Consider the following 26,500-nt stretch of genomic DNA (forward strand, 5'->3'; position numbering starts at 1 on the left):
TTGGATGGTATTGAAATTAGAGCATCGCTCTAATCCGACGTCTGCCCCGTAATCCATGGACATGGCGTTTCGCGCACTTGATCAATATGGATTTTTATTAATTCGTACGCTCGCGCTGGCTAACGGTCGGCCATTGCTTCGCTGTCGGGGGAGTACGGGTCCAGCAATGACACGACGACCTTGCGCTCGCCTTCGAATGGGTTGCGGCCATGCGCGAAGCGCATGTTGTCGACCAGCAGGACGTCGCCTCGTTGCCATGGAAACGTGATGGCGCAGTCGCGGAATGCGTTGCGGATCTGCTCGATGTCGGCGAGATCGAATGGACTCCCGTCGCCATAGAAAGCGTTGCGCGGAATACGGTCATTGCCGAACAGGCTGACGATCGAACTGGCGAGCGATGCTTCCAGGTTCGAGATATGGAACAGATGTGCCTGATTGAAGAACACCCTGTCGCGGGTTACCGGATGGTAAGCCACACCCTGGCTGATCTGTGCGGTGCGTAGCGTGTCGTCGTCGAGCCATTCGAGCTCGATGCCGTTGTCTGCGCAGAAGGCCGCAACCTGGCTGCGGTCGCAGGTCTGAAAGACGGTTTCCCACGGAATGTCGACGTGCCGCCGGTAGTGCCTGACATAGCGGACCTGTTTCGCCTCGAAGTTCTGCAGGATGCGCGGTCCGATCCTGCGGCTCACCTCGCGCATGTCGGCAATCGGCGTTTCGCCGCCGGTCGTGGCCGGAGCAAGGCAACAGAATGCCACTCTCAGCGGCCAGCTTCGTTGATACGCGTTTTCGCAATGAAGTGCGATTGTCTCGCTCGGCGGATACTCGGTTGCGGTGAATATGCCATTGCCGATCGAGGTGCGCGGAGTGGAACGATAGACGTAGTCGGACTTATGGGCCGAAATCGCGTCAGCAAACGCTTCGAAGCCGCCCACGGATGAAACGTCGAAGCCACGAAACAGGAGCGCGCCATGTTCGAGAAGCCGGGATTCCAGCTCCACCCGGTTGTCGTTCACCGCCAGCACGATATCGCGCCCGTTCGACGCAGGCTCCAGCAGCCACGGAGAACTCCCGTCGGCAAGCAGCTTGCGTTCCGTCATGCCCAGCATGGTCAATAGTCCTTTTCTGAACGTGGATCACGGCGAAACCCGAACCGGTCGGTCTGCATGGTCGCGCCGCGGTGCGGCTATGCACGGCAAGCCGTTTCCACCGCATGCTCGAAGCGATTGAGAATCTCGTGGATATCCGCTTCCGAAACGATCAGCGGCGGCAGGAACCTGAGTACCGCGCCGTTGCGGCCGCCGGTTTCGATGACGAGTCCGTTTCGCAGGCAGTTCAGCTTGATGGCTTTTGCCCGTTCCGCATGGGTCGGGCCTGTTTGGCCATGTGGGCCGGGTATGACGACTTCAACGCCGATCATCAGGCCGCGGCCGCGTATCTGGCCCAGACAGGGGAAGCGTCCGGCAACCGCTTCGAGGCCGGCAACCAGTAGTTTTCCGACTCTGTCAGCATGCGCCGACAGACCGTCTCGTTCGACGATGCGCATGGTCGACAAGCCGGCCACCATCGCGATCTGGTTGCCTCGAAAGGTGCCGGCGTGCGCGCCGGGCGGCCAGGTGTCGAGGCGCTTGTCATAGACCACCACCGATAATGGATAGCCGCCGCCGAATGCCTTCGACAACACCAGTACGTCCGGCTGGATGCCGGAATGTTCGATCGCGAACAGCGCGCCGGTTCGACCGAGTCCGGTCTGCACTTCATCGACGATCAACGGGATTTCATGCCGCAGCGTCAGGTTGCGCAACTCGATCAACCAGGCGTCGGAAGCGGGGATGCAACCCCCTTCGCCTTGCACGACTTCGACAATGATTGCCGCCGGTTTCGTTATCCCGCTCTCGGGATCGGACAGGACGGTCCGAATATAGTTGATGCTGAGTTGATCGGTCGCCGAGCCATCGGTGCCGAACGGGCAGCGAAAGGCATAGGGATAAGGCAGGAAATGAACGTCGCGTCCATTGCCGCCGGCCGATTTCGGCGTGAGATTTCCCGACACGGCGAGTGCGCCGGCCGTCATGCCGTGGTAGGCGCCGTGGAACGCCATGATCGTCGAGCGGCCCGTATGGTGCCTGGTCAGCTTGATGGCCGCTTCGACGCCATCCGCCCCACTGGGACTGCAAAACTGGATCTTGCCGGATTCGGCGATCTTGTTGGGCAAGAGCGAGAAAAGCTGCTCGACGAACGCGTGCTTTGCCGGCGTCGCCAGGTCGAGTGCCTGTTGAATTTGATCGGACGACAGAAACCGCATGACGGCTTCATTGACTTCCGGGTGATTATGTCCGAGCGCGAGCGTACCTGCATTTGACAGACAGTCGATGTATTCCTGCCCCTCGGAGTCGCGCACCCGTATGCCTTTGGCATGGGTAAACAGCCGTGGGAAAGATGTCGCGTAGGTTCGCGCCTTCGATTCGACATGCTTCAGATACTCAAGTTTTTCCATGCGCGGAGATCCGGCTTGCGAGGCGGATTGATGGACACTGGCATTGCTTCATCCTGGCCAATGGCGTAACGGTACGGCCTGATTGGAGCATGTAGTCCATATCGCGTCTGTCACGTAAAAATGGGACACAGGCGATGCAACGTCACTACGTCATGCCATCGCATCCCGATCATCGAAGCGTGGTTTCCGGACGCGGCGTCAAGCCGGCATGGTCGCGCGAAAATAGTCGATGGTCCGCCGGAGCCCCGCGTCGAGCCCGACCGTCGGCTCCCAGTCGAGGTGGGCGCGTGCGAGGCCAATATCGGGGCAACGTTGTGTCGGATCATCCTTCGGCAGCGGACGGAATACGAGCCGCGACTTCGAGCCCGTCAGGCGCAAAATGATCTGCGCAAGTTCGCTGACCGCGATCTCGTGCGGATTGCCGAGATTGATCGGGCCGGTGAGGTCCGCGGGCGTGGCCATCATCCGGATCAAACCGTCGACCATATCGTCGACATAGCAGAACGCCCGGGTCTGGCTGCCGTCGCCATACAGCGTGATGTCCTCGCCGCGCAGCGCCTGCACGATGAAGTTGGAAACCACGCGGCCGTCATTGGGATGCATGCGCGGCCCGTACGTGTTGAAGATGCGTACCACCTTGATTCGCACGTTTTGCTGGCGGTGATAGTCGAAGAACAGAGTCTCCGCGCAACGTTTTCCTTCGTCGTAGCAGGCGCGCGGCCCGAGCGGGTTGACGTTGCCCCGGTAACTCTCCGGTTGCGGATGCACATCGGGGTCGCCGTACACTTCGCTTGTCGAGGTTTGCAGAACGCGTGCGTGCGTGCGCTTGGCGAGCCCCAGCATGTTGATCGCGCCCATCACACTGGTCTTGGTGGTCTGCACGGGATCGAATTGATAGTGGATTGGCGAAGCCGGACAGGCGAGGTTGTAAATCTCGTCCACCTCGACGTACAACGGAAAGGTCACGTCGTGGCGCAGCGCCTCGAAGCTCGGGTTGCCGAGCAGCGCAGCCACGTTCTGCTTCGTGCCGGTGAAATAGTTGTCGACGCACAATACGTCGTGACCGAGTTCGACCAGGCGCTCGCAAAGATGCGAACCGAGGAAACCCGCGCCACCTGTTACGAGGATTCGCTTTCGATTACGTTGCACAATTGCACTCCAAGTATCGCGCGCAAGGAAGCGACGCGCGGCCTCCAGGCATGCTTGACCGGCCCGCGGCTCCGGCATGGAAGCCGATAGGGCGCACGAGCCTCTTCATTCGACACGGCACCGGCCGGCACGCCGATCGCGAGGATCGGCCCGTCATGCCTGCAGTGCGCTCGACGCAACGTGTTCCGCGCGCCGCAGGCGCGCCGCGATGATGCCGGCCATCGCCCGCATTTCGCTTCTCATGAAGAAATGATCTCCTTCGATGACGTGAAAATCGAACCGCCCGGTCGTCTCGGCGCCCCAGCCTGCAACGGAATCAACGGGGACCTGTTCATCCGCGCGGCCCGCGAACGCGGTGATGTCCACCGCCAGCCTGCGCCCGGGCACGGGCCGGTAGTTTTCGATCATCGTGAAATCCGCCCGTAGCGCCGGCATCAGCAGCGCCATCAGTTCGCTGTTGTCCAGTACCGGCTTCGGCGTGCCGCCCATCTCGTGCAGTGCATCGAGGAAGGCGCGGTCGTCCAGTGCCTGCATGCGTCGAACAGGTCGCTCCTTGCCCGGTGCGGCGCGCCCGCTCACGAACAGATGCCGCAGGTTCGGTTGCGCCTGGGCGGGAAGCCGCAGCGCCAGTTCGACGGCAATAGCCGCGCCCATGCTGTGTCCGAGCAGTGCGAAGGGACGATCGAAGCAGTTGTCCAAGTCGCACAGCAACGCGTCGATCAGCGTCGACATGTCTCGTACGGCAGGCTCGGACAGGCGGCTGCCTCGGCCCGCAAGTTCATGACGGCGTACTTCGATGCCGGGCAACAAGGCTTGCAGACCACGATAAACGGCGGCCGAGCCGCCCGCATAGGGGAAACAGATCAGACGCATGCGAGCGGGTACTCGAGCGGCTCGCTTGTTACTGGCGCACATGAGATCGCGCTGCGGAAATTCACGTGTTCGGTGTTTTTCACCATTAAAGTTCCGGTCATGATTGCCATGGCGATGCATCGGCAATCTTCACTTGGAGAGAAACGGGCGCGACAGCCAGGCGCCGCGGTTCGCACGTCGATAGCCGGTTCGTCATCGCGGTACAAAGGCAGTGCGTGAAGCACACCGGAAGTCATGGAAGCATTGATTTGCTTCGTGAACATTCAAGATGCGCGCCGCTCGGATTCGGAATACGCCCGATCCGGTTTGGCATGAGTTAAACATGACGCCGCGTGGATGTATGTCGTAGGAAAAGGGGACGCGCGTAGTCGAAAATGTCGCCCCCTGATTTCACACCTAAAATACCGTGGTACCGGCGGGTACGGAGTCGCTGTTGCAATACAGGAATCATCTGGAAGCCTGCTATTGCATCGCAGGTCATGCGAAGTGGAGGACGTGGACGGGAACGTTTACCCGATCCGGCCGGGAGATATGTATGCACTCGACAATCCGCCGCTGCGTGGCACCGAACGGCACACGCTCGACGGCGCATCCGGATCGACACATTGAGCGTCTAGTGAAGCGGGCGTACTCGGGACGCGTTCCGATCAATCTTGCGGGGGCATACGCGTGATGCGCGTCGATCAGCCGGCCTTCCTGGGTTCTCTCTTTCTGTCGCGGCTTGCAGACCAGATGCTGCTCTTTCTGGTACCGCTCGTCGTCTTTCAGGTCACTCAGAAAGCGACGTGGTCCGGACTCGCTTTTTTCATTGAAGCGTTCCCGCGATTCATTGCCTTCCCGATCTGCGGTGCACTGAGTGACCGCGTGTCACCGATTCGCGTGCTCCGAGTGAGCCAGACCAGCCGGGCTGTCGCTTGCTTGATCGGCATCGCCGGCTATGTCACACGACATTTCTTATATGGTCGCCTCCCATTTGCAAGGCGATTTTGATCGCGGCGAGGAGGGTGGTTGCGGACTTATATCCGGACTCGATTGCAGGACGTGCCTGCCGGCCCCGATGGATTTCGCCGCAAGGGTCCTAATCTAACTAGCGGACTCGAGGTCCGAGAAATGTCTCAGGCTTGCCCTTGCGCGGTCCAACCTGTCTTGCCATCGTTCAATATCACCCGTGCAACCGTGGATGAGTTTGATGTTCGTTTATTGGGTCTTTAGCTCGGTAGCGCCGCCGCTGGTTGGTAAGTTCGGCCGTAAGCCAGCAATGCCCAGATCGTGCGGGCCATCTTGTTCGCCAACGCGACGGCGACGACATTCGTCGGCCGTCGTGCCAACAGATCCCGCATGTGCGCCGGCAGATGCTTCGAACTCGAGATCACGGCTCGTGCGCCGTGAATCAGCAGGGTCCGTAGATAAACGTCACCGCGTTTGCTGATTCCGCCAAGCCGAACTTTTCCGCCTGAACCGTTTTGTCTTGGCACAAGGCCGAGATAGGCCGCGAATTCCCGTCCGGAACGGAAGGTTTGCGCTTGACCGATGACCGACACTGCTGCGGTTGCCGTCAGTGGACCCACGCCCGGAATTTCCGAGATCCGCCGGCAGGCTTCGTCACCGCGTCGCCACCCGATAATGCGCTGCTCGATGCGTTGGATCTGGTCGTCGAGCAGGTGAAGCCGAGACAGTTGATCACGCAGGCTATCGATCAGCATTCCCGGCAGTTGATCGGTTAGCGTCGCGATCGCCGCTTGCGCGGCCTGGATCGATGGACGTCGGCCTTGTGGCAAGACGACGCCGAATTCATAGAGCAATCCCCGCAGCTGGTTGACCTGCATGACGCGGATCCGGACCAGTTGCTGGCGCATCCGGTGTAGCGCCAGCATTGCCTGTTGGTCCGCCGATTTGACGGCAACAAAGCGCATGCCGGGGCGCAGAGACGCCTCCCAGATCGCTGCCGCGTCTGCCGCATCATTCTTGTTCGACTTGACGAACGGGCGCACGAACTGGGCCGCTACGAGCCTGACTTCGTGCCCGAGCGCTGTCAGTTGCCGGGCCCAGTGATGGGCGCTGCCGCAAGCTTCCATGACGATCCGGGCTGCAGGCCGGTTGGCGAAGAATGGCAGCATCTGGTCACGCTTGAGCACCTTGCTGTGAATTCTGCCATCCGGATCGACAAAGTGAATCTGGAAAACGCGCTTGGCCAGGTCGATGGCTATCGTCGTGGGCTCCATGGAATCTCTCCTGAACGGAAGAACGGACAAAGCACTGTCGCACATCCACACCAGGAGCTGAGAAAGCACGATCAGGCGCTGGAACGGTCGTTGTGGCGGGAGGCGACCATTCCATCTAAAAAGCTACTACAGATTTGTCTAGACCAGATTCAAATGTCCGCTTCCCAGCTAAGTTGAAATGTCCGGGTTTGCGGGCTTGAGGTGTGTTTCTCTTGGGTTACAGATCACGCAGTGTCGAAGAGTGGATCCTGAACGGGCAGGGTGCTTACGCTTGCGTCGCTGTCCCTTGCAGACCGACGGCCAGGTTTGCGTGCGGGCTGTTGGTTCTGTCTGCGTTCAGCGAGATCCACGATCACTTTCTCGACGTCGGCCTGCGTGAACTCACGCTGCTTCTTTTTGTTCGGCTGAGAGGTGTTGCGGTTCGTCTTGGTCGAGTCGCCTCGATGCGTTCTGGATGGAGCTTTACCGATCCTGCTGTTATCGCGTTGCGCCTGGATCGCCTGAGCAACCTGGAGCACATGACTCAGGCGCTTGTGTTCGATAACAGCGGCTTGATCGATCTCGGCCAGCCGGTCGTACTGCCTGCAGAACAACACGCGACCCTCTGTTCGGAGTTCGATGCGCCCGTCCGGGTACTCCCAAACCTCAATCGTTCGATCGATCAGCTTCCGATTCTCCGGCGTATCGTCCAGCAAATACATCACTCGGTCGTACTGCACCGTCAGCGACTTCGTGACTTTCCGCGGCTCGCGCCACGTCAGCACCAAGTCGAGATTCTCATCGGCGCGCAGCGGCCGGTGTGCATTGAAGTCGCTCTTCGGCGGCTTTGCGAAGCGCGCGTTGTAAGCAGCCATGAAGGAGGGCGCGTAAGCGTTAGCGTCGGCCACCGTGTTGATCCCGCGTAGTCGCATCTCCTTGACCAAGCGATCCTGTAACGTCAGATGTGCTCGCTCGACTCGCCCCTTGGCCGGACTACTGTTTGCGCAAAACGTGTCGATGTTCAGCTCGTACATCGCTCGACCGAAATGCGTCACCCGATTACCAGTCTTGCCCGGCGTTGTATTGCGGAACACGCTGTACTTGTCGCTATAGAACGCACTCGGCTTGCCGTGGCGCTCGATGTACGCACGCGTCGCCTCGAAGTAGCTGAACGTCGATTCGGTCTGCGTGAAGTGCAGCCCCATCAGCCGGCTCGTCGCGTCGTCCACATACACCAGCAGCGTGCAGGCCGGCGCCCGTTCCTCGAACCACCGATGATCGCAGCCGTCGATCTGGATCAGTTCGCCCAGGCACGCGCGTCGTGCTCGCGGCTGATAGACCTTGGGCGGGCGTTGCCGGCGCGGCACCCATAGGCCAGCGTCGGTCATCAGCTTGCGAACCGTTTCCTTGGCCAGCCGAATGTCGTGGCATTCGTACAGCTTCTCGCAGGCCAACGTCGGTCCGAAATCGGCGTAGCGATCCCGGATGATCGACAGCACCCGATCAGTCATCATGCTATCCAGTCGGTTGTTGCTGGGCTTCGTGCGCCGTTGCGACACGAGACCTTGCGGCCCGTGCTCACGCAATCGGCCGACCAGTCGCCGGATCTGCCGCGTCGTCAACCCGAGTCGTTCGGCCGCGCGCCACGGCTGGAGCTTGCCGTCCGCCACGTCCTGAATGACCTTGAACCTGTCCAGCTCGCACATCGTCATCGTGATCCGTTCCGTTGCAGCCATCGAAGCCTCCAGCGCTGGATTCCCAGCGGCCGGTCAGCTTACGATGGGTCGAAAAGCGGACATTTGAACTTAGCCAGAAGCGGACATTACAACTTAGCCGCTACAAGATTTAACGTTGATAATTTAGCTTATGTAAAATGCAAAACCAGCAAATTCTGCAGGCCTTGACCTCGCGAGTCCGGCGGCGCGCTCGCAACCGGACACGGTTGCGTTGCCGCCTTCGTTGCCTGACCCAAGCGGCCCGACGTGCGTCGGCGGCTACCGCCGCTCAACCGCCTCCCGCGCCGGCGAAATCGCCCGGCGGTAGCGGGCGATTCGCGATGGCGTGCGCCTCGGCGCGCGCAACGCCAAGCGTCTGCAGCACGATCGCGGCGGTCCGTTCGGGGAAACCGCCAACGCCCTCCACCCGTCGCCTCGTCCCGCCCTTGACCGTCCTGGCGATGTGAAGCTGCGCGGCGATTGCCGCGAGAATCGTCCCCGTCGACGCCAGAACGCTGACGAACGGATCGCTGACGACGAAGCGGCGCGCCGCGATGCCGCGCACGCTGTCCCGCCGCAAGCGCTGCCCAAGCCCTCGGTCGAGCGCGCGCACCGAGAAACCCTCGCGCATCAAGAACCGACCCCACATCTGCTCCCGATGCGCTCGCATCAGCGTATGGCGCACGCAGACCGACACGACCTCCGCCGGATCTGACAAGCCGCCGGTCACGCGCTCGAGCCGATCCGCGAAATCGTCGAACACCCACTCGATCAACGCGGCAAAAAGTCCGTCTTTCGATGCGAAGTGGTTGTAGAACGAGCCGAACCCGACGTCGGCCGCCTCGGTGATCTCGCTGATCGCCACGTTGTCCATCCCCTTTTCCGCCATCAGCATGAACGCCGCCCGCAGCAGACGCATGCGCGTCGCCTGCTTGCGTCGCGCGCCCCGCGGCAGCCGGTGCTCGGTCGCGACGGCGGCCCCGATGGGCCGCGGCGGCTCGGACGTTTGTTCCATGACAGCGTCTCCCCCCTTCGAAATTTCTTGCATTCCGCAATCTTAGATTATTGTCTCATACTTGACAATATTATCAGTTATGAGTCTAATCTCGGAAATCGCTGCGCCGAGCGTGTCTGCCGGAAGGGTCCTCGACGTGCGGTAACGGCCAGCACGGGCATTCGATGCCCGCGCGGTAGCCAGCCCCACCGCTCCCTGCGGCGGGCGCAGGCTGCGTGACCTGCGCGTGCCGGCATCGGACGCTGCCACGCAAACATCGGAGTACTGATTTAGCAAATGGATGCGCCGTCGGCAGCGAAGCCGGATCGCGCCCCGCCCCAGTCGGCCGGCCCGCCGAGGTCGCCGGATTTTTTTTAGTTGGCCCTTCATTCGTCTTGGAAACATCGTGAAATCACCAGGTCTTGATGCGCGCACTTCGATGCGCCGGCTCCTGACACGCATCGCGCCGCCGGTTCAGCGGGCGCCGATCGCGCTCGCATGCTGTGCAATTCTTCTGACGGCTTGTCATTCGCATGAGGCCCCCGCGCCCGAACCGCGGTCGGTGGTCGCGCTGCCGGCTCACGCGGACAGTGGCGCGTCGCAGCGCGTGCTGCCGGCACAGGTTCAGGCGCGCTATTCGACGGCGCTGTCGTTCCGGGTCGGCGGCAAGATCGTCGAGCGGCGCGTGCGCATCGGCGACACCGTGAAGGCCGGGCAGACGCTCGCGGCCCTGGATCCCGCCGATCTGCACAACACGCTGCTCAATACCCGCGCACAGCTCGACGCCGCCGAGCATCGGGTCGTCTACGCGAAGCAGCAGCTGGAGCGCGACCGCGCGCAGGCACAGGCGGCGCTGATTGCCCCTGCGCAGCTCGAGACAACGCAGGATGCCTATACGTCGGCGGTCGCGCAGCGCGATGCCGCCCTCGCGCAGATGGCGCTCGCCGGAGATCATCTGCGCTACGCGACGCTCGTCGCGGATCACGACGGCGTCGTGACGTCCGAAGATGCCGATACCGGGCAGAACGTCGAGGCCGGGCAGGCAGTGTTTCATCTGGACTGGAGCGGCGAGCTCGACATCGTGTGCGACGCCTCGGAGCGCGACCTGCGCGATCTTGCGATCGGCCGCGGCGCGCGCGTCAGCCTCACGGCGCTGCCGGGCAAAGTGTTCGATGCGCGCGTGCGCGAGGTCGCGGCCGCCGCGGATCCGCAAAGCCGCACGTGGCGGGTAAAACTGACGCTGATCGCGCCGAGCCCGGACGTGCGCTCCGGGATGACGGCCAACGTCGCGTTCGACGGCAGCACCGACGCCGCCGCGGACCATACGATCACGCTGCCGGCCACCGCCCTCTTTCACCGCGGCGAAGTGCCGGCGGTGTGGGTCGTCCGCAAGGGCAGCGACACGCTGGAACTGCGCACGGTGTCGATCGGACGCTACGACGAACGCACGGTGTCCATCACGTCGGGGCTCGCGAGCGACGAGCGCGTCGTGATGCAAGGTGTCCATACCGTCACCGCCGGCGAACGCGTGCGCGTCGTGCCGCCGCTGCATCCGGAGGACTTCCCGTCATGAACGCCCCCGAACATCAGCAACTGCCGGACGACGCGCGAACCGACGCCGGCCCGGCCGACGACCGTCGCTTCAATCTGTCCTCATGGGCGCTCAAGCATCAGCAACTGGTGATCTTCCTGATCGGCCTTGCGACGATCTTCGGCGTGATCGGCTATACGCGCCTCGCGCAGTCCGAGGATCCGCCGTTCACGTTCCGCACGATGGTGATCCAGACCTACTGGCCGGGCGCCACCGCCCGCGAAGTCCAGGAGCAGGTCACCGACCGGATCGGCCGCCAGCTTCAGGCCGCGCCGTACGTCGACAACATCAAGAGCTACTCTCGCCCCGGCGAGTCGATGATCTTCTTCGCGATGAAGGATTCGGCACCGGTCAATCAGGTGCCTGAGACCTGGTATCAGGTGCGCAAGAAGGTCGGCGACATCCGCGCGACGCTGCCGAAGGGCACGGTCGGTCCGTTCTTCAACGACGAATTCGGCGACGTCTATACGAACATTTATGCGCTCGAAGGCGACGGCTACTCGCCGGCGCAACTGCACGATTACGCGGACAAGCTGCGCGCGGTGCTGCTGCGCGTGTCCGGCGTAGCAAAGGTCGACTACTTCGGCGACCCCGATCAGCACGTGTTCGTCGAGATCTCGAACGCGCAGCTGACCCGGCTCGCGATCACGCCGCAACAGCTCGCGCAAGCGATCGAGGCGCAGAACGCCGTCGCGCCGGTCGGCACGATCACGACGGCGGACGATCGCGTGTTCGTGCGCCCTACCGGCGCGTTCAAGGACATGCAGGCCCTCGCGGACATGCCGATCACCGTAAACGGCCGCACGTTCCGGCTCGGCGACGTCGCAAAGATCACGCGCGGCTACGACGATCCGCCCGTCACGCAAATGCGCACGAACGGCCACGCCGTGCTCGGCATCGGCGTGACGATGCAAAAGGGCGGCGACGTGATCGATCTCGGCGAGGCGCTCGACGCCCGGACTGCCGAACTCCAGGCAGGCCGGCCGGCCGGCGTGAAGCTGAGCGCGGTGTCGAGCATGCCGCACGCGGTCAAGCACTCGGTGGACGACTTCGTCGAAGCGGTGGGCGAAGCCGTCGCCATCGTGCTCGTGGTCAGCCTCGTGTCGCTGGGCTTGCGCACCGGGATGGTGGTCGTCATCACGATTCCGATCGTGCTGGCCGTGACCGCGCTGTGCATGCACGTGTTCGGCATCGGGCTCGACAAGGTGTCGCTGGGCACGCTGGTGCTCGCGCTCGGGCTGCTGGTGGACGACGCGATCATCGCCGTCGAAATGATGGCGGTGAAGCTCGAGCAAGGCTGGACGCGAACGCGTGCGGCGGCGTTCGCCTACACGAGCACGGCGTTCCCGATGCTCACGGGAACGCTCGTGACTGTATCGGGCTTCCTGCCGATCGCGCTCGCGAAGTCGAGCACCGGCGAATACACGCGCTCGATCTTCGAGGTATCGGCCATTTCACTGATCGTGTCGTGGTTTGCAGCCGTCGTGCTGGTGCCGCTGCTCGGCTACCACATGCTGCCCGAACTCAAGCATCACGACGGGCATGCGCACGGGCAGGACGTGTACGACACGGGCTTCTACCGGCGCCTGTCCGGCTGGATCTCGGCCTGCATCGAACGCCGCTGGGTCGTGCTCGGCGTGACCGCGGTGCTGTTCGCGATCGCGATGGCCGCCTTCACGCGCGTGCCGCAGCAGTTTTTCCCGAACTCGGAGCGCCCCGAACTGCTGGTCGACTTGCGCTTGCCGGAAGGCGCGTCGTTCGACGCGACGCTGCGCGAGGCCACGCGGCTCGAGAAGACGCTCGCTGGCCGCCCCGAAATCGATCACGTCGTCGACTTCGTCGGCACCGGTGCGCCGCGTTTCTATCTGCCGCTCGACCAACAGCTTCAGCAGCCGAACTTCGCACAGTTCGTCATCACGGCGAAGGACGTCGAAGCGCGCGACCGGCTGTCGCACTGGCTCGAGTCGACGCTCGCGACCCGTTTCCCGACCGTGCGCACGCGTGTGGCGCGGCTTGAAAACGGGCCGCCGGTCGGCTTCCCGATCAAGTTCCGCGTGAGCGGCGACGACATCGCGACCGCGCGCGCCATCGCCGAGAAGGTGGCCGACAAGGTGCGCGCCGACCCGCGCACGCGCAACGTGCAGTTCGACTGGGACGAGCCGGCCGAGCGCTCGGTGTCGTTCGAAATCGATCAGCTCAAGGCGCGTCAGCTCGGCGTGACGTCGGAAGACGTGTCGGGCTTCCTCGCGATGACGCTGTCCGGCTACACGGTCACGCAATATCGCGAGCGCGACAAGCTGATCAACGTCGACCTGCGCGCGCCGAAGAGCGAGCGCGTCGACCCGTCGAAGCTCGCCGGTATCGCGATTCCGACGCCGCACGGCCCGGTGCCGCTCGGCGCGATCGGCCACGTGCGCGACACGCTCGAATACGGCGTGATCTGGGAACGCGACCGCCAGCCGACGATCACCGTGCAGGCCGACGTGCGCGGCGACGCAGCGAGCATCGGCGTCACGCGCGACATCGACGGTGCGCTGGCGACGCTGCGCGCGACGCTCCCCACCGGCTACCGGATCGACATCGGCGGCGCGGCGGAGGAAAGCATGAAGGGCCAGATGTCCATCAACACACAGATGCCGCTGATGATCATCGCGGTGCTGACGCTGCTGATGATTCAGCTCAAGCGCTTCTCGCGCACCTTCATCGTCGTGCTGACCGCGCCGCTCGGCCTGATCGGCGTGGTCGCCGCGCTGCTGCTGTTCGGCAAGCCGTTCGGCTTCGTCGCGCTGCTCGGCGTGATCGCGATGTTCGGGATCATCATGCGCAACTCCGTGATCCTGGTCGATCAGATCGACCAGGACATCGCAGCTGGACAGCCGCGCTTCACGGCGATCGTCAGCGCAACGGTGCGGCGCTTCCGGCCGATCATGCTGACCGCCGCCGCCGCCGTGCTCGCCCTGATCCCGCTGCTGCGCTCGGGCTTCTTCGGCCCGATGGCAACGGCGCTGATGGGCGGCATCACGGTCGCGACGGGACTGACCATCTTCTTCCTGCCCGCCCTTTATGCGACGTGCTTCAAGGTGCGAGGCGACGAACGCGAGTCGACCGCCGCGGCCGTCGCGTCCCCGGAGACATGTCAATGAAACTTACGCGTATGACCGCGGCGCTTGCCGCGACCGCGGCGCTCGGCCTGTGCGGCTGCGCGATGGCCCCGAGCAGCACGCCGCCCGCGATGCCGTCGCCGGCTCACTATGGCGAGACGCCGCAGCCGGCGCGGACCGCCGAAGCGGCGGGCGTCGCGCAGCAATTCGACGTCGGTGCTGCGCCGGTTCCGCAGTGGTGGCGGCTCTATCGCTCCGGCGCGCTCGACGCGCTGGTCGACGAAGGGCTGAGCGCGAATCCGACGCTTGCCGCGACCGAAAAGACGCTCGCCGCCGCGCAGCAGGAACTGCGCGCGCAGGTCGGCGCATCGACGCTGCCGTCGCTCGACGCGAATGCGCAGGTGGCGCGCACCCGCACGCCGGACATCTCCGGCACGGGCGCGCAGACCCTGCGCTACAACGTGTTCGTCGGTCAGTTGCAGGCGCATTACACGTTCGATCTGTTCGGCGCCACGCGCTACGCGAACGCGGCAAGCGCCGCGCGTGTCGACGTGCGCGCTTGCGAGCTCGAGGCGGCACGGCGCGCGCTGGCAGCCAACATCGTCGGCACCGCGATCTCCGCCGCGGCGCTCGACCGACAGATCCTGCTGACCGAGCGGCTCGTCACCATCGCGGCATCGTCCGCGCACGACGATGCACAGCGCTACGCGCTCGGCGCGATCTCGCACGCGCAGGCGCTGGCGTCGACGCAGAATGCGGCATCGCTCGCCGCGACGCTGCCGGCGCTACGCCAGCAGCGCGCGACAACCGTTCACGCGCTAGCGATCCTGCTCGGCCGCACGCCCGACGCCGTGCCGCCGATCCCCGCGTTCGGCAACCTGTCGCTGCCGGAGCACGTGCCCGTCGTCGTGCCGTCCGACCTGCTGAAGGCACGTCCCGACATCCGCGCGGCCGAAGCCGCGGTAAAAGCCGCCGCGGCCGATGCGGGCGAAGCAACCGCGCAGCTGTTCCCAAGTTTGTCGCTCACGGCGACGTTGGGACGCGGCGGCTTCAGCTGGCCAGCGTTGTTGTCGGGGGCGGGAGGGCTGTGGGCAGTCGGCGCAGGCCTGTCGCAGCCGCTCTTCCATGGCGGCGCGCTGCTGGCCCACCGGCGTGCGACGCTCGATTCGTACGACGCGGCGGTGCTTCAGTACAAGTCGGCGGTGCTGTCCGCGTTCGGTGACGTCGCGGATTCGCTCGCCGCGCTGGACAACGACGCGCAGACGCTGGCCGCGAACGAAATCGCGGCGCGGGCGGCGGGCGCTGCCTTCGACGAAACGGTGCAGCGCCGCACACTGGGCGCCGTTCCGGTGTCCGCGCAGCAGGCGAGCGAGCGGCAATATCTGACCGCGGAGCTCGACGCGGTCCGTGCCGCGAGCCGGCGAATGACCGATACGGCGGCACTCCTGCAGGCAATGGGCGAGTTGCCGCCCGACGCCCGCACGGCAGTCGCGGCCCGGCAATAACGGCTGCTTGCTTCGACGGGGTCGGCTGCGCGTGCCGCCGGCCCAGACCTCGACGCCCGACGACCGGCGCACCGCGAGTACCGCGGCGCCGGGCACTCCCTCACCCCGCTTGATCGATTTCCGATGAAACCCGAAAACCTGGTCGCCTGCCACGAATGCGACCTGCTGTTTCGGCGGCCGCCGCGCCTGCGCGCGCTGGCTGTCCACTGCCCGAGATGCCGTGCCCGCGTGAGCGGCAGCGCGCACGGCCGCCCGGCGCTGGACCGGCTGTGCGCGATCGCGCTCGCAGCACTGTTCACGTACTTCATCGCGCAGGCCTTTCCGATCGTCGCGCTCGACGCAGCCGGCATCGCATCGCACGCGACGCCGGCCGACGCGGTGGCCGCGTTGCGCTTGCACGGGCAACCGGTCGTGGCGGCGATCGTGTTCTGCATGACGATATTGTTCCCGCTGCTGGAACTCGCCGCGTGGCTGTACGTGCTCGTACCGTTGCGCGCGGGCCGCGTACCGCCCCGCTTCGAGCCGGTCCTGCGCAACATGCAGCGGCTACGCCCGTGGAGCATGGTCGAGGTGTTCCTGCTCGGGATATTGGTCACGATCGTCAAGATGACGAGCGTCGCGCACGTGATACCGGGCCCCGCGCTGTTTGCGTTCGGCGCCCTCACCATGATGCTCGGCTTTCTCACGTCGTTCGACTTGGGCGGCCTGTGGGAAGCGCGCGACGAGATCATCACGCTGCGCGGCGGCGCTACGCCCGCCGCAGTGTCGCGCCGGCGGCACACGCCGCGGCGCGCTGCACCGGTGGCGCCCAACGCAGCGGACGCAACGGACACGCCCAGCGCGACCGGGCACGGTCGGCCGGCAAGCGTCACGGCCCGCGCCGCGGGGCTGGTCGCATGTCACACATGCGGACGCGTGCAGCCGCCGCATACCGAGGCCGCCGGCGCGCGCTGCACGCGCTGCGGGTCGACGCTGCACGAACGCCGCCCGCGCAGCGCCGCACGCACGGGCGCGCTCGTGATCGCGGCCGCGCTTCTCTACATTCCGGCGAACCTGCTACCGATCATGCACGCGACATCGCTCGGCCGCACCGAGGACGACACCATTCTCGCCGGCGTCGCGTACTTCTGGACGTCCGGCGACTGGCCGCTCGCCGTCGTCGTGTTCGTCGCGAGCGTGCTCGTGCCGATGCTCAAGCTCGCGATTCTCGCGTTGCAGGCCGTTGCCGCGCATCGCGGCACGCCATGGCGCCCGCTGGAACGCGCGCGGCTCCATCGACTGGTGGAGCGCGTGGGCCGCTGGTCGATGCTCGACGTGTTCGTCGTCGCGCTGACGATCGCGCTCGTGCATTTCGGGTCGTTCGCCGAGATCACGCCCGGCCCCGGCGCGCTGGCGTTCGGCGCCGTGGTCGTACTCACCATGTGCGCGTCGATGCAGTTCGATCCGCGACTCATCTGGGACGGCGTGCACCGCGCAGCCGCCCGCCCTCGATCCTGAACGAGCGCAAGCCCGTCGCAACTCCACGACTATTCATACGATGCTTCCCCTCGATTTGCCTGAACCCGGGATCCGGCCGCGCAGCCGCTGGATCCCGTCCCTCGTCTGGATCGTTCCGCTCGTGTGCGCGTTGATCGGGCTGTCGCTCGTGTATCGCAGCATTGCCGCAACCGGCCCGACGATCACCGTCACGTTCGCGAACGCAGAAGGCCTCGAAGCCGGAAAGACCAAGGTCCGCTACAAGGACGTCGATATCGGCTCGGTGCAGGCCATCACGCTTACGCCCGACTTCAAGCGCGTGGTCGTGCGCATCCAGCTCACCAAGGAAGCCGCGCGGTTCGCGAATCGCGATACGCGATTCTGGGTCGTTCGGCCGCGTGTCGGCGCCACCGGCATCTCCGGGCTCGGCACGCTGCTGTCCGGCGCGTACATCGGCGCGGACCTCGGCCGCTCGCCGCACGAGCAGACCGACTTCGCCGGCCTCGAGACGCCGCCCGCCGTCACCGCGGACCAGCAGGGCCGCCGCTACCTGCTGCACGGCGATTCGCTCGGCTCGATCGATATCGGCTCGCCGGTGTTCTACCGGCACCTGCAGGTCGGCCAGGTGGTCGGCTTCTCGCTCGACAAGGATGGCACGGGCGTCGACGTGCAGGCGTTCGTGAAGGCGCCTTACGACAAATACGTCGGCACAAACACGCGCTGGTGGCACGCAAGCGGCGTGGATCTGCGGCTCGATTCGAACGGCCTGAAGCTGAACACGCAGTCGCTCGCGACGGTGGTCGTCGGCGGCCTCGCGTTTCAGTCGCCGCCCGAGCAAGCCGATGCACCGCCGGCGGCCGACAACGCGTCGTTCCGGCTCGCGCCGGACGAAGCCGAGGCAATGCGCGACCCCGACGGCACGCCGCTGATGGTCGTCATGCGCTTCGACCAGTCGCTGCGCGGGCTGTCCGTCGGCGCGCCGGTCGATTTGCGGGGCATCGCGCTCGGTCAGGTCACGAACATCGGGATCGAGTACGACGAGCACTCGCGCACGTTCAGCATGAAGGTCACGATGGCGCTGTATCCGTCGAGGCTGAGCCGGCACAGCGACACCGCGCTGCCGGCCCCCGATACGGCCGGCGGCCACGAACTCCTCGAGCACCTGGTGCTGCAGGGGCTGCGCGGGCAGCTGCGCACCGGCAGCCTGCTCACGGGCCAGTTGTACGTGGCGCTCGACATGTTCCCGAAGGCGCCGCGCGCGAGCGTGGACGTACGCCGCATGCCGGTCGAGCTGCCGACCGTTCCGAACACGCTCGACGAACTGCAGGTTCAGCTCGCCGACATCGCCCGGAAGCTCGACAAGGTTCCATTCGACCAGATCGGCAACAGTCTGAACGGTGCGCTCGAGCATGCGAACCAGCTGTTCGGACACCTCGACGAGCAGGTCGTGCCGCAGGCGCGTGACACGCTGGCGGCGGCGCAACGCACGTTCGACGCCGCGCAGGCGACGCTGCGGCAGGATTCGCCGATGCAGTCGGACGTTCGTGACGCGATGCAATCGCTCACGCATACGCTCCAGTCGCTCAATACGCTGACCGACTATCTCGAGCGGCATCCGGAAGCGCTGCTCTTCGGCAAGAAAGGAGAACCGAAATGACGCCGCATTTGTTTCGCACGATCCGGATGCCGATCCGCATCGCGACGTGCGTCGCGCTGGCCGTGCTCAGCGCCTGTGCATCGCCGCCCGTACGATTCCATACGCTCGGAATGGCGGATGGCGCGGGCGGCGAATCCGGCGCCGCACGTCCCGCATGGCTGATCGACATGCAGAGCGTGCACGTCGCGGCGCCTGCGGACGGCGACCGGCTCGCGGTGCAGCGCGGCCCCGAACGGGTCGACATTCTGGAACAGGAGCGGTGGGTTTCGCCGCTCGGCGACGAGATGCGCGGCGGACTGTCGACGCGCGTCACGTCCCGGCTGAACACGATCGACGTTCACCGCGTCGCCCATCCGGATGGCACGCCGGTCTATCGGGTCGCCGTGGACGTTCAGCGTGTCGAATCGTGGCCGGCGTCGCACGTGCTGCTCGATGCGACATGGACGGTGGACGCCGGCTCCGGACAGCCGGCACTGACTTGCCGCAGCATCGTTCGGGCCGGTGCGTCGGCGGGCTACGACGCGCTCGTCGACGCGCATCGCCATGCGCTCGACACGCTCGCGCTCGGCATCGCCGCGGGCATTCGCGCGGCGGCCACGCACGCGCCGCCGCCCGCCGGATGCCGCGCGGGAACACTCGACCGACGGATCGCGCCACCCGTCGCCGAGCGCGGCGCGCCGGATCCGCTCGACGATTGAATCGGGCCGCGAACACGCGCCCGGTCGGGTTGGGCTGGGCGAGCGGCCTCGCGCCGTGCCCTGCACGATCAAGCTACATCGTCAGGCGAAATCATCTCGACGAACAACGACTCGGCGCTGCGCCGTTCCCGCGTCGATCCGGCGTTTCGCGCGGCGCGGTGTGGCGCCGCTTCGATCATTTGCACCTGCATGGACAACCCAGGATGAAACCCGCCCGACTCACGCGCGAGCAACGCAGGCTCGACACCCGCGAACGGCTCATCGCCACCGCTCGCGCGCTATTCATTGCGAAAGGCTTTGCCGATACGAGCGTCGAACATATCGCCGAGGGCGCCGGGTACACGCGCGGCGCGTTCTATGCGCACTTCGAACACAAGCGCGAGCTGTTGATCGAGATCCTTCGCCGCGACCATGATCGAATGATCACGAAAGTTCGGCTGGCGGCGCCGGAGCGCGGAGGCTCCTGCACCGCAGTCGACTACGCGGACATTGCCGCCGGCTGGGAATGTTTCCCGCTGTGGGTCGAGGTCCATCTGTACGCGCTGCGCGATGCCACGTTTCGGCACATCGTCGACGGCCTGCACGCCGAACCGGCTGCGCAACCGGAGACGCCAAGCGGCGCGGCGGGCGCCGCGAATCGAATGCCGTCCGCGACCGGGCGGGCAGCCGCGCTCGGCGTCGCGCTGCTGAGCGCCGGCGCGCGGGATGCCCGGCGCGACGATTCAACGTAGCGTAAGAACGGGCCACCCGGCCGGGATTCGCCAAACATCCGCCACATCCCGGCCCAAGCTGCCGTGTTGCCGCTCGTCCGCAATTGACCCACCCGGGCCTGGCAGCGGGCGACGGCGCTGCGTCACTGCGCCGTCTCGGCCGCTTCCACGACCGGTAGCGGCCGGCTTGCGATCTTCTCGGCTTCCACGCGCTTGAGCCCCAGCGTATGCAGAAGCGTTGCCGCCGTGCGTTCCGGGAAATGCTCTCCGCTGAAGCCGAGTTCCTTCAGCACATCGGCCGCCGGCGCGCCCGGCGCGACGAAGTTGAGCTCGGCCGCAATGGCGGTCAGCACCGTACCGCCAACCGAAAGGAAGCCGATGAACGGGTCGGCGACCACGAAGCGTTTCTCGGCGATGCCGCGCTCGATGTCCCGCAGCAGGCGCTGGCCCAGGCCGAGCGTCAGGACGCGCGCCGAAAAACCCTCGCGTATCAGGAAGTGTCCCCACACCGGCTCGCGCCGTGCGCGTATCAGCGTATGCCGTACCGACACGGAAATGATTTCCGCCGGATCGGACAAGCCGCTGGCCACGCGATCGAGCGAATCCGCGAATTCCTCGAATACCGATTCCACGAGGGTCGCGTAGATCGCCTCCTTCGATTCGAAGTGGTTGTAGAACGAGCCGAAGCCGACGTCCGCGGCCTCGGTGATTTCGTTGATCGCGACGCCTTCCATGCCCTTTTGCGCCATCAGCCTGAGCGCGGCGTCCAGCAGGCGGGCACGGGTCTCGCGCTTGCGGCGCGCGCCGCGCGGCTCGCGCTCTTCGGCGACCGCGACCGCGGATTTGGCTGGTTCCGGCGCGTTGGCTGCTTCCGGAGCGGAGCGCTTCGGTGTCCGGCGATTCGGTGTATTCGGCATGACGTTTCCGATCCTTGTTCGTGCCCAAGTATAGATTAATATGTCTGTATTGACAAAATCATCATCTATGATTTTAATGTCACAAAAGGCAGCGAAACGAGGCCTCGAGAACCGATCGACAGACGAATGGAGAAACGGTGGAGACACATCTGCACACGGACGCCAGCGCGTCCATTCACGACAACCCGCCCTCGTCGCCCGAGCGCGGATTGCGTTCGACGCTCGGCGTACCGATCCCGGGATCCGGGCCGGCCGGCGCCGTAGCGGACGATTTTCCGGGCAGTCGTCGCCCCCACGACGACGCGCGCCGCCTACATGCGCAATCGACGAGCGACGCCGCGACATTCATGGGCCGGCCAGTCATGTCATGCGACGGTGCGCTTGCATGCGTGCCGTCGCGCGGACAGCCCCTCGATGCGATGGCGCGTGCCTTCGCGATTGCCGTTCGACCTGCCTGACTGCCATCCGCCATGAAACTGACCACCACCCAGCCGGCTCGACACCCCCACCCCACGACGAAGGCATCGGCGCTCGCCTATCTGATCTTCGATCGTCCGGACCTCGGCGAGGCCGAGCACTTTCTCAACGACTTCGGTCTCCGAACGGTATGGCGGGACGACTCGCAATTGCTTCTGCGCGGAACGGTCACCGCACACTTCTGTTATGTCGTTCGCCACGCGCCGAAGGCCCGCTTCGTCGGCTTCGGATTGCGGGTCGACAGCCGGGCCGATCTGGAGGCGCTCGCCAGCGTCCCTGGCGCGTCGAAGGTCGAGGCATCGGATTGGCCCGGTGGCGGCCAGCGGGTGCGCCTCACCGATCCGTCAGGTTTTCGGGTCGACGCGATTGCGGGCCAGACACGGGCCGACACGCTGCCGCATCGCGCTCCGCTCCCGTTCAACTCGGTCGACGCGCCCGTGCGAATCAACGACACGCAGCGGCCGCCGGCGAGCACCCCTGAAGTCATTCGGCTCGGGCACGTCGTGCTCGAGCTTGCCGACTTCCAGGAAACCTGCGCGTGGTACACGCAGCATTTCGGGTTCATCCCCAGCGATGTCCAAGTGCTGCCGGACGGCTCCCCCGCGGTGGCATTCATGCGGCTCGATCTGGGCGACAGGCCGGCTGATCACCATACGCTCGCGCTCGCCCAGGGGTTCCTGCCGACTTATAGCCATAGCGCGTACGAGCTGGTCGACGCCGATGCCGTCGGCATGGGGCAGCGCATGCTCCGCGACAGCGGGTGGACGCATGCGTGGGGCATCGGCCGACACATTCTCGGCAGCCAGATCTTCGACTACTGGCAGGACCCTTGGGGCGACAAGCACGAACACTATTGCGACGGCGACTTGTTCACGGCTAACGAGCCGACAGGCGTGCACCCGGTCAGCCGCGAAGCGATGGCGCAGTGGGGCCCGACGATGCCGCGCAGTTTCACGAAGCCCCGGTTCACGCCGTCGAGCCTCGCGGCGCTGTTTCGCAACCTGCGCCGCAGTCCCGATCTGACGCTGAGCAAGCTGCTGACCTTGGCGAAGCTGTTCGCCTGACCCCCAACCGCCTATTCGACTCCCGAGAGATCCATCCATGTCACTGCTTGTCTTGCACTTCCGGCATAACGGCCGCGCCCAATGGGGGGTGGCCGCCAACGGCGCCGTCACGCCGATTCCCGGCGACTTCGAAACCACCGCGGGCTTTCTCGCGGCGAATCCGGTCGAACGACTCGCCATGCTCGAGGGATCGACGATTCCGGAGACAGAGGTGGAGTGGCTGCCCCCGGTGACAGCCAACCAGCAATTCATTTGCCAGGGCGCGAATTATCGTCAGCACATGATCGAATCCGGCATGGATCCGGACGCGAAAAAGTTCAACATGATCTTCACGAAGGCGACGAGTTGCATCGTCCCCGCCGACTCACCGGTGGTGAAACCGCGACACGTCCGGTTTCTCGACTACGAAATCGAGCTCGGCCTCATCCTCAAACGCGACATCACGTCCCACCGGCAGATCACGGACGAGAACCTGCACGACTACGTCGCCGGCACCGTGATCGTCAACGACTATTCCGCGCGCGATGTCCAGATCCCGCAGATGCAGTTCTACAAGGGCAAGAGTTTCCGGACGTTTGGCCCGGTCGGCCCCTATCTGTGCCTGCTCGAGCGGCGTGACTTCCCGAAGCTGAAGGCGCTCGACCTGACGTTGACCGTCAACGGCGCGGTGCGTCAGCGGGACTCGACCTCGAACCTCGTCTATGGTCCGGCGGAAACGTTGACCGAGTTGTCGGGCGTGCACGACCTTCGCGCCGGCGACCTGCTCGCGACCGGCACGCCGGCCGGCTGCGCACTCAGCATTCCGTCGCCGCTCAAGCAGCGGGCCGTGGCGCTGTTTCCCGAATCCGTCAAGTGGAAGATGTTCATGAAGGTGCAGGCGGGACGCGCACAATACCTGAAGGCCGGAGACATCGTCGAAGCCCGGATCGCGAGCCGCGACGGAACGATCGATCTGGGCGTGCAACGTAACGAGATCGTGGACGAAGCAGCATGAACGGCATCGCGACCCCGGACGACGTGCTGACGATCGAAGCGCAGGGTCTTCCGCAGGACCTCCCTGCCAGCACGTACGAGATGATTTGCGCCGGTGCGGCCATCGATCCGTCCGCGCCCGCGCTCTCCTTTTTTGCGACCGCCGATGCGCACCGCGACGCCGAGTGCTGGACCTATCGCAAGCTGGTGCGCGACATCACGCGTACGGCGAACATGTTCACACGCATCGGCGTGCGCTCGAGTTCGGTGATCGCCTATGCCCTGCCCAATCTTCCCGAAACGCATTTCGTGATCTGGGGCGGGCAGGCGGCCGGCATCGTCTGCGCGATCAATCCGCTGCTCGAAGGTGAAGCGATAGCCAAGCTGCTCGATGCGGCCGGCGCCAGCGTGCTCGTGACGCTTGCACCGTTTCCCGGGACCGATCTCTGGCAGAAAGTGGCGAATATCCTTCACCGGGTCGAGTCGCTGCAGCATCTCGTGCTGGTCGATCCGGCCGATCGCGTGCGGGGCACGGCGCAATCAGCAGCCCGAACGCTCCAGCGTGACGCGTGCATGAAGCTGCACGGCGATGGTGGTTTGCGCGGCGCGGTGCCAGCGCATATCCAGATTCACGACTTCGGTACGGCAATCGTGCGGGAATCGGGTGCGGCGCTCGATAGCGTGCGTCGCTTTCAACCCGGCGACATGTCGTCGTTCTTCTGCACCGGCGGCACCACCGGGTTGCCGAAAATCGCGATGCGCAGCCACGGCAACGAAGTGGCCAATGCATGGAGCGCCGGCCGGTTCCTCGGCGACAGCATCGGCCCTGGCAAGACGACTTTCTGCGGATTGCCTCTCTTTCACGTCAATGCCGCGATGGTGACCGGCCTGCTGCCGTTTTCTCGCGGCGCCCATGTCGTGCTCGGTACGCCGCACGGTTACCGGGGGGACGGCGTCGTCAAACGTTTCTGGGAAATCGTCGAACATCATCGCATCAATTTCTTCAGTGGCGTCCCGACGCTTTATGCGTCGCTGCTCGACGTTCCCGTCAACGATCACGCCATCGATTCGCTCGAATACGGCCTGTGCGGGGCGGCACCGATGCCGGTCGGCGTGTTCAAAGCGTTCCAGGAAAAAACGGGCATCCGGATTCTCGAAGGCTACGGCCTGACCGAAGCAACGTGCGTGAGCAGCGTCAACCCGCCGACCGGCGAGCGCCGGCTGGGATCGATCGGGCTGCGCATCCCCTTCCAGGCGATGAAAGCAGTCGTCGTGGACGATGCGGGACGGTATCTGCGCGATTGCGCGGCTAACGAAGAGGGGCTGCTCGTCATTTCCGGGCCGAACGTTTTCACCGGCTACACGCGTCCCGACCAGAACAACGCCCTGTGGCTCGATCTTGGCGACGGCAAGCGCTGGCTCAACACCGGCGACCTGGGTCGCTGCGACGTCGACGGTTACTTTTGGCTGACCGGCCGCAAGAAGGAACTGATCATTCGGGGCGGGCACAACATCGACCCCGCGGCGATCGAGGAACCCCTTCATCGACATCCGGCGGTCCGGCTCGCCGCGGCAATCGGGCGTCCCGATGCGCATGCCGGCGAGCTGCCGGTCGCGTATGTTCAGCTCAAGCCGGGGATGAGCGCGACCGAGCACGATCTGACGGCGTTCATGCAACAGGAGATCGCCGAACGCGCCGCGCTGCCCAAGCACGTCCGAATCGTGGACGCTATCCCGCTCACGGGCGTCGGCAAAATCTTCAAACCGGAACTCAAGCGCCGCGAGACGCGTGACGCGCTGCGCGCGGCATTGGCCCAGGGCGGCGCCCCCGGTGCATCGATCGACGTCACGACCGATCAATCGGGCGGAATGTCCGTGTCGGTCGAGCTGAGCGACCCCGGGCTCGAGCCTGCGGCACGCGTGGTGCTGGGGCGTTTTCCGTTTGCGTTCTCGATCTCGATCGCCGCGCAGCCAACACGGTCATCCTGACCCACAGCGACAGATCCGCGGCGATGGAGGAGCGCGGCTAACCTGGATCGCACCAACATCGGAAACAGATCGCCGCATTCAATAAGGTATCCAAATTAGTTGTTATTCATGAGATGGATCGAGACAGAGGAGACACAAGATGAATTTCAGGCGGACGACGCGTTTCGCAGGCATGGCGGTTTGTATCGGCTCGGCTTTTCTTGGCGACGATGCGCAGGCCCAGTCGGCCGGAAGCATCACGACATCGGTAGGATGGCTACACATCGCCCCTCAGGGCAACGCAACGCCCCTGGCCGTGCAAAGTGTCGGCGGCGTCACGGTCAATCACGAACTGGCCGGTAGCAGCGCCCATGCCAGTTCGACGGATACGATCGGCATTACCAACGAGTACTACGTCACCGACCACTTCGGTGTCGCGATGCTTTTTGGAATGCCGCTGAAAGTCAATCTGATTGGCGACGGGACGTTGCAGAAGTACGGCACGCTCGGCACGACAAGGCCGATGCCGCCCGCGATCGAACTGCGATACCACCTGTTTTCTGCCACATCGAAATTCCGGCCGTACCTGGGCATTGGCGCGAACTATACGTGGTTCACCCAGGTTCGAGCCACCAATAGCCAGTTCGTCTCCGACAGCTTCGGGCCGGGGGGCTCGGCGCACGCGACGCTCAGCGCTTCGTGGAACCCCGTGTTCGAGATCGGGGCGAATTACGCGGTGACCAGACACTGGTCTGTCGGAACCTCCGTCAACTACATGCCGGTGAAGACCCACCTCACGTTATACGGACAGACCGCGACCGGGACGCAGATCGTTTCCAAATCGACGCTCCGACTCAACCCCCTCAGCGTTTTCTTGAACGTCGCTTATACGTTCTAGCGGGTGTGCCCGGATGCCAGTGCCCCCGCATAGAAGCAAC

Annotated in this window: 19 protein-coding genes and 1 pseudogene; 12 read left to right on the forward strand and 8 right to left on the reverse strand. The window is 64.8% G+C overall.

The genetic code is table 11. The annotated features are described in order from the left end of the window. Positions 1-119: 119 nt before the first annotated feature. The 4 genes from FPJ27_RS01515 to FPJ27_RS01530 form a co-directional block, all read right to left on the reverse strand. Positions 120-1,106, reverse strand: a complete 987-nt coding sequence (locus tag FPJ27_RS01515) for a TauD/TfdA family dioxygenase (protein ID WP_204421158.1) — start codon at positions 1,104-1,106, stop codon at positions 120-122. A gap of 77 nt (positions 1,107-1,183) precedes the next feature. After that, positions 1,184-2,494 (reverse strand): diaminobutyrate--2-oxoglutarate transaminase family protein, encoded by a 1,311-nt coding sequence (locus FPJ27_RS01520; RefSeq protein WP_204421159.1) that lies wholly within the window; start codon positions 2,492-2,494, stop codon positions 1,184-1,186. Positions 2,495-2,692: 198 nt separating this feature from the next. Beyond that, entirely contained in the window at positions 2,693-3,643 is a 951-nt protein-coding gene (locus FPJ27_RS01525) for a UDP-glucuronic acid decarboxylase family protein (protein WP_072439733.1), read from the reverse strand. 153 nt (positions 3,644-3,796) lie between these two features. After that, complete coding sequence (locus FPJ27_RS01530) at positions 3,797-4,516, reverse strand: alpha/beta fold hydrolase (protein WP_204421160.1); 720 nt, start codon at positions 4,514-4,516, stop codon at positions 3,797-3,799. Between the two features lie 672 nt (positions 4,517-5,188). Between FPJ27_RS01530 and FPJ27_RS01540 the strand changes: the two are divergent. After that, a pseudogene (locus tag FPJ27_RS01540) lies at positions 5,189-5,455 on the forward strand (MFS transporter); the annotation flags it as partial. Positions 5,456-5,724: 269 nt separating this feature from the next. Here the strand turns inward: FPJ27_RS01540 and FPJ27_RS01545 are convergent. From FPJ27_RS01545 to FPJ27_RS01555, 3 genes are all read right to left on the reverse strand, one after another. Then, positions 5,725-6,738 (reverse strand): IS110 family transposase, encoded by a 1,014-nt coding sequence (locus FPJ27_RS01545; RefSeq protein ID WP_204421161.1) that lies wholly within the window; start codon positions 6,736-6,738, stop codon positions 5,725-5,727. Positions 6,739-6,962: 224 nt separating this feature from the next. Then, complete coding sequence (locus FPJ27_RS01550; RefSeq protein WP_186381723.1) at positions 6,963-8,429, reverse strand: ISNCY family transposase; 1,467 nt, start codon at positions 8,427-8,429, stop codon at positions 6,963-6,965. A gap of 292 nt (positions 8,430-8,721) precedes the next feature. Then, complete coding sequence (locus FPJ27_RS01555; RefSeq protein WP_204421162.1) at positions 8,722-9,447, reverse strand: TetR/AcrR family transcriptional regulator; 726 nt, start codon at positions 9,445-9,447, stop codon at positions 8,722-8,724. A 418-nt stretch (positions 9,448-9,865) separates the two neighbouring features. On the opposite strand from FPJ27_RS01555, the gene FPJ27_RS01560 reads away from it, so the two are divergent. The 7 genes from FPJ27_RS01560 (at position 9,866) to FPJ27_RS01590 (ending at position 20,185) form a co-directional block, all read left to right on the forward strand. Beyond that, positions 9,866-10,999 (forward strand): efflux RND transporter periplasmic adaptor subunit, encoded by a 1,134-nt coding sequence (locus FPJ27_RS01560; RefSeq protein WP_204421241.1) that lies wholly within the window; start codon positions 9,866-9,868, stop codon positions 10,997-10,999. Beyond that, on the forward strand, positions 10,996-14,160 hold the full coding sequence (locus FPJ27_RS01565; RefSeq protein ID WP_204421163.1) for an efflux RND transporter permease subunit: 3,165 nt from the start codon (positions 10,996-10,998) through the stop codon (positions 14,158-14,160). Before FPJ27_RS01560 ends, FPJ27_RS01565 begins: the two co-directional genes overlap by 4 nt. Beyond that, on the forward strand, positions 14,157-15,623 hold the full coding sequence (locus FPJ27_RS01570) for an efflux transporter outer membrane subunit (protein ID WP_072439744.1): 1,467 nt from the start codon (positions 14,157-14,159) through the stop codon (positions 15,621-15,623). The genes FPJ27_RS01565 and FPJ27_RS01570 overlap by 4 nt, the downstream gene beginning before the upstream one ends. Positions 15,624-15,746: 123 nt before the next feature. After that, complete coding sequence (locus tag FPJ27_RS01575; RefSeq protein ID WP_204421164.1) at positions 15,747-17,120, forward strand: paraquat-inducible protein A; 1,374 nt, start codon at positions 15,747-15,749, stop codon at positions 17,118-17,120. Positions 17,121-17,160: 40 nt separating this feature from the next. Further along, the gene (locus FPJ27_RS01580) at positions 17,161-18,756 is read left to right on the forward strand and encodes an MlaD family protein (RefSeq protein WP_204421165.1); all 1,596 of its coding nucleotides are present in this window, start codon (positions 17,161-17,163) and stop codon (positions 18,754-18,756) included. Continuing rightward, positions 18,753-19,454 (forward strand): PqiC family protein, encoded by a 702-nt coding sequence (locus tag FPJ27_RS01585; protein WP_204421166.1) that lies wholly within the window; start codon positions 18,753-18,755, stop codon positions 19,452-19,454. The genes FPJ27_RS01580 and FPJ27_RS01585 overlap by 4 nt, the downstream gene beginning before the upstream one ends. Before the next feature lie 29 nt (positions 19,455-19,483). After that, entirely contained in the window at positions 19,484-20,185 is a 702-nt protein-coding gene (locus tag FPJ27_RS01590) for a TetR family transcriptional regulator (RefSeq protein ID WP_239483164.1), read from the forward strand. A gap of 122 nt (positions 20,186-20,307) precedes the next feature. On the opposite strand, the gene FPJ27_RS01595 is transcribed toward FPJ27_RS01590, so the two are convergent. Further along, a complete protein-coding gene (locus FPJ27_RS01595; RefSeq protein WP_072439754.1) occupies positions 20,308-21,081 on the reverse strand; it encodes a TetR/AcrR family transcriptional regulator in 774 nt (257 codons plus the stop codon). Between the two features lie 470 nt (positions 21,082-21,551). Between FPJ27_RS01595 and FPJ27_RS01600 the strand changes: the two genes are divergently transcribed. The 4 genes from FPJ27_RS01600 (at position 21,552) to FPJ27_RS01615 (ending at position 26,460) form a co-directional block, all read left to right on the forward strand. Beyond that, positions 21,552-22,622, forward strand: a complete 1,071-nt coding sequence (locus FPJ27_RS01600; RefSeq protein WP_204421167.1) for a VOC family protein — start codon at positions 21,552-21,554, stop codon at positions 22,620-22,622. 37 nt (positions 22,623-22,659) lie between these two features. Continuing rightward, positions 22,660-23,616, forward strand: coding sequence for a fumarylacetoacetate hydrolase family protein (locus FPJ27_RS01605; protein WP_204421168.1), 957 nt, complete (start codon positions 22,660-22,662; stop codon positions 23,614-23,616). Beyond that, complete coding sequence (locus tag FPJ27_RS01610; RefSeq protein ID WP_204421169.1) at positions 23,613-25,583, forward strand: acyl-CoA synthetase; 1,971 nt, start codon at positions 23,613-23,615, stop codon at positions 25,581-25,583. Before FPJ27_RS01605 ends, FPJ27_RS01610 begins: the two co-directional genes overlap by 4 nt. Before the next feature lie 139 nt (positions 25,584-25,722). Further along, positions 25,723-26,460: an OmpW family outer membrane protein gene (locus FPJ27_RS01615; RefSeq protein WP_204421170.1), complete on the forward strand. Its 738-nt coding sequence runs from the start codon at positions 25,723-25,725 to the stop codon at positions 26,458-26,460. Positions 26,461-26,500 lie beyond the last annotated feature (40 nt).

This window comes from Burkholderia sp. MS455 (assembly GCF_016899445.1).
In the GTDB taxonomy this organism is placed as follows: domain Bacteria; phylum Pseudomonadota; class Gammaproteobacteria; order Burkholderiales; family Burkholderiaceae; genus Burkholderia; species Burkholderia pyrrocinia_C.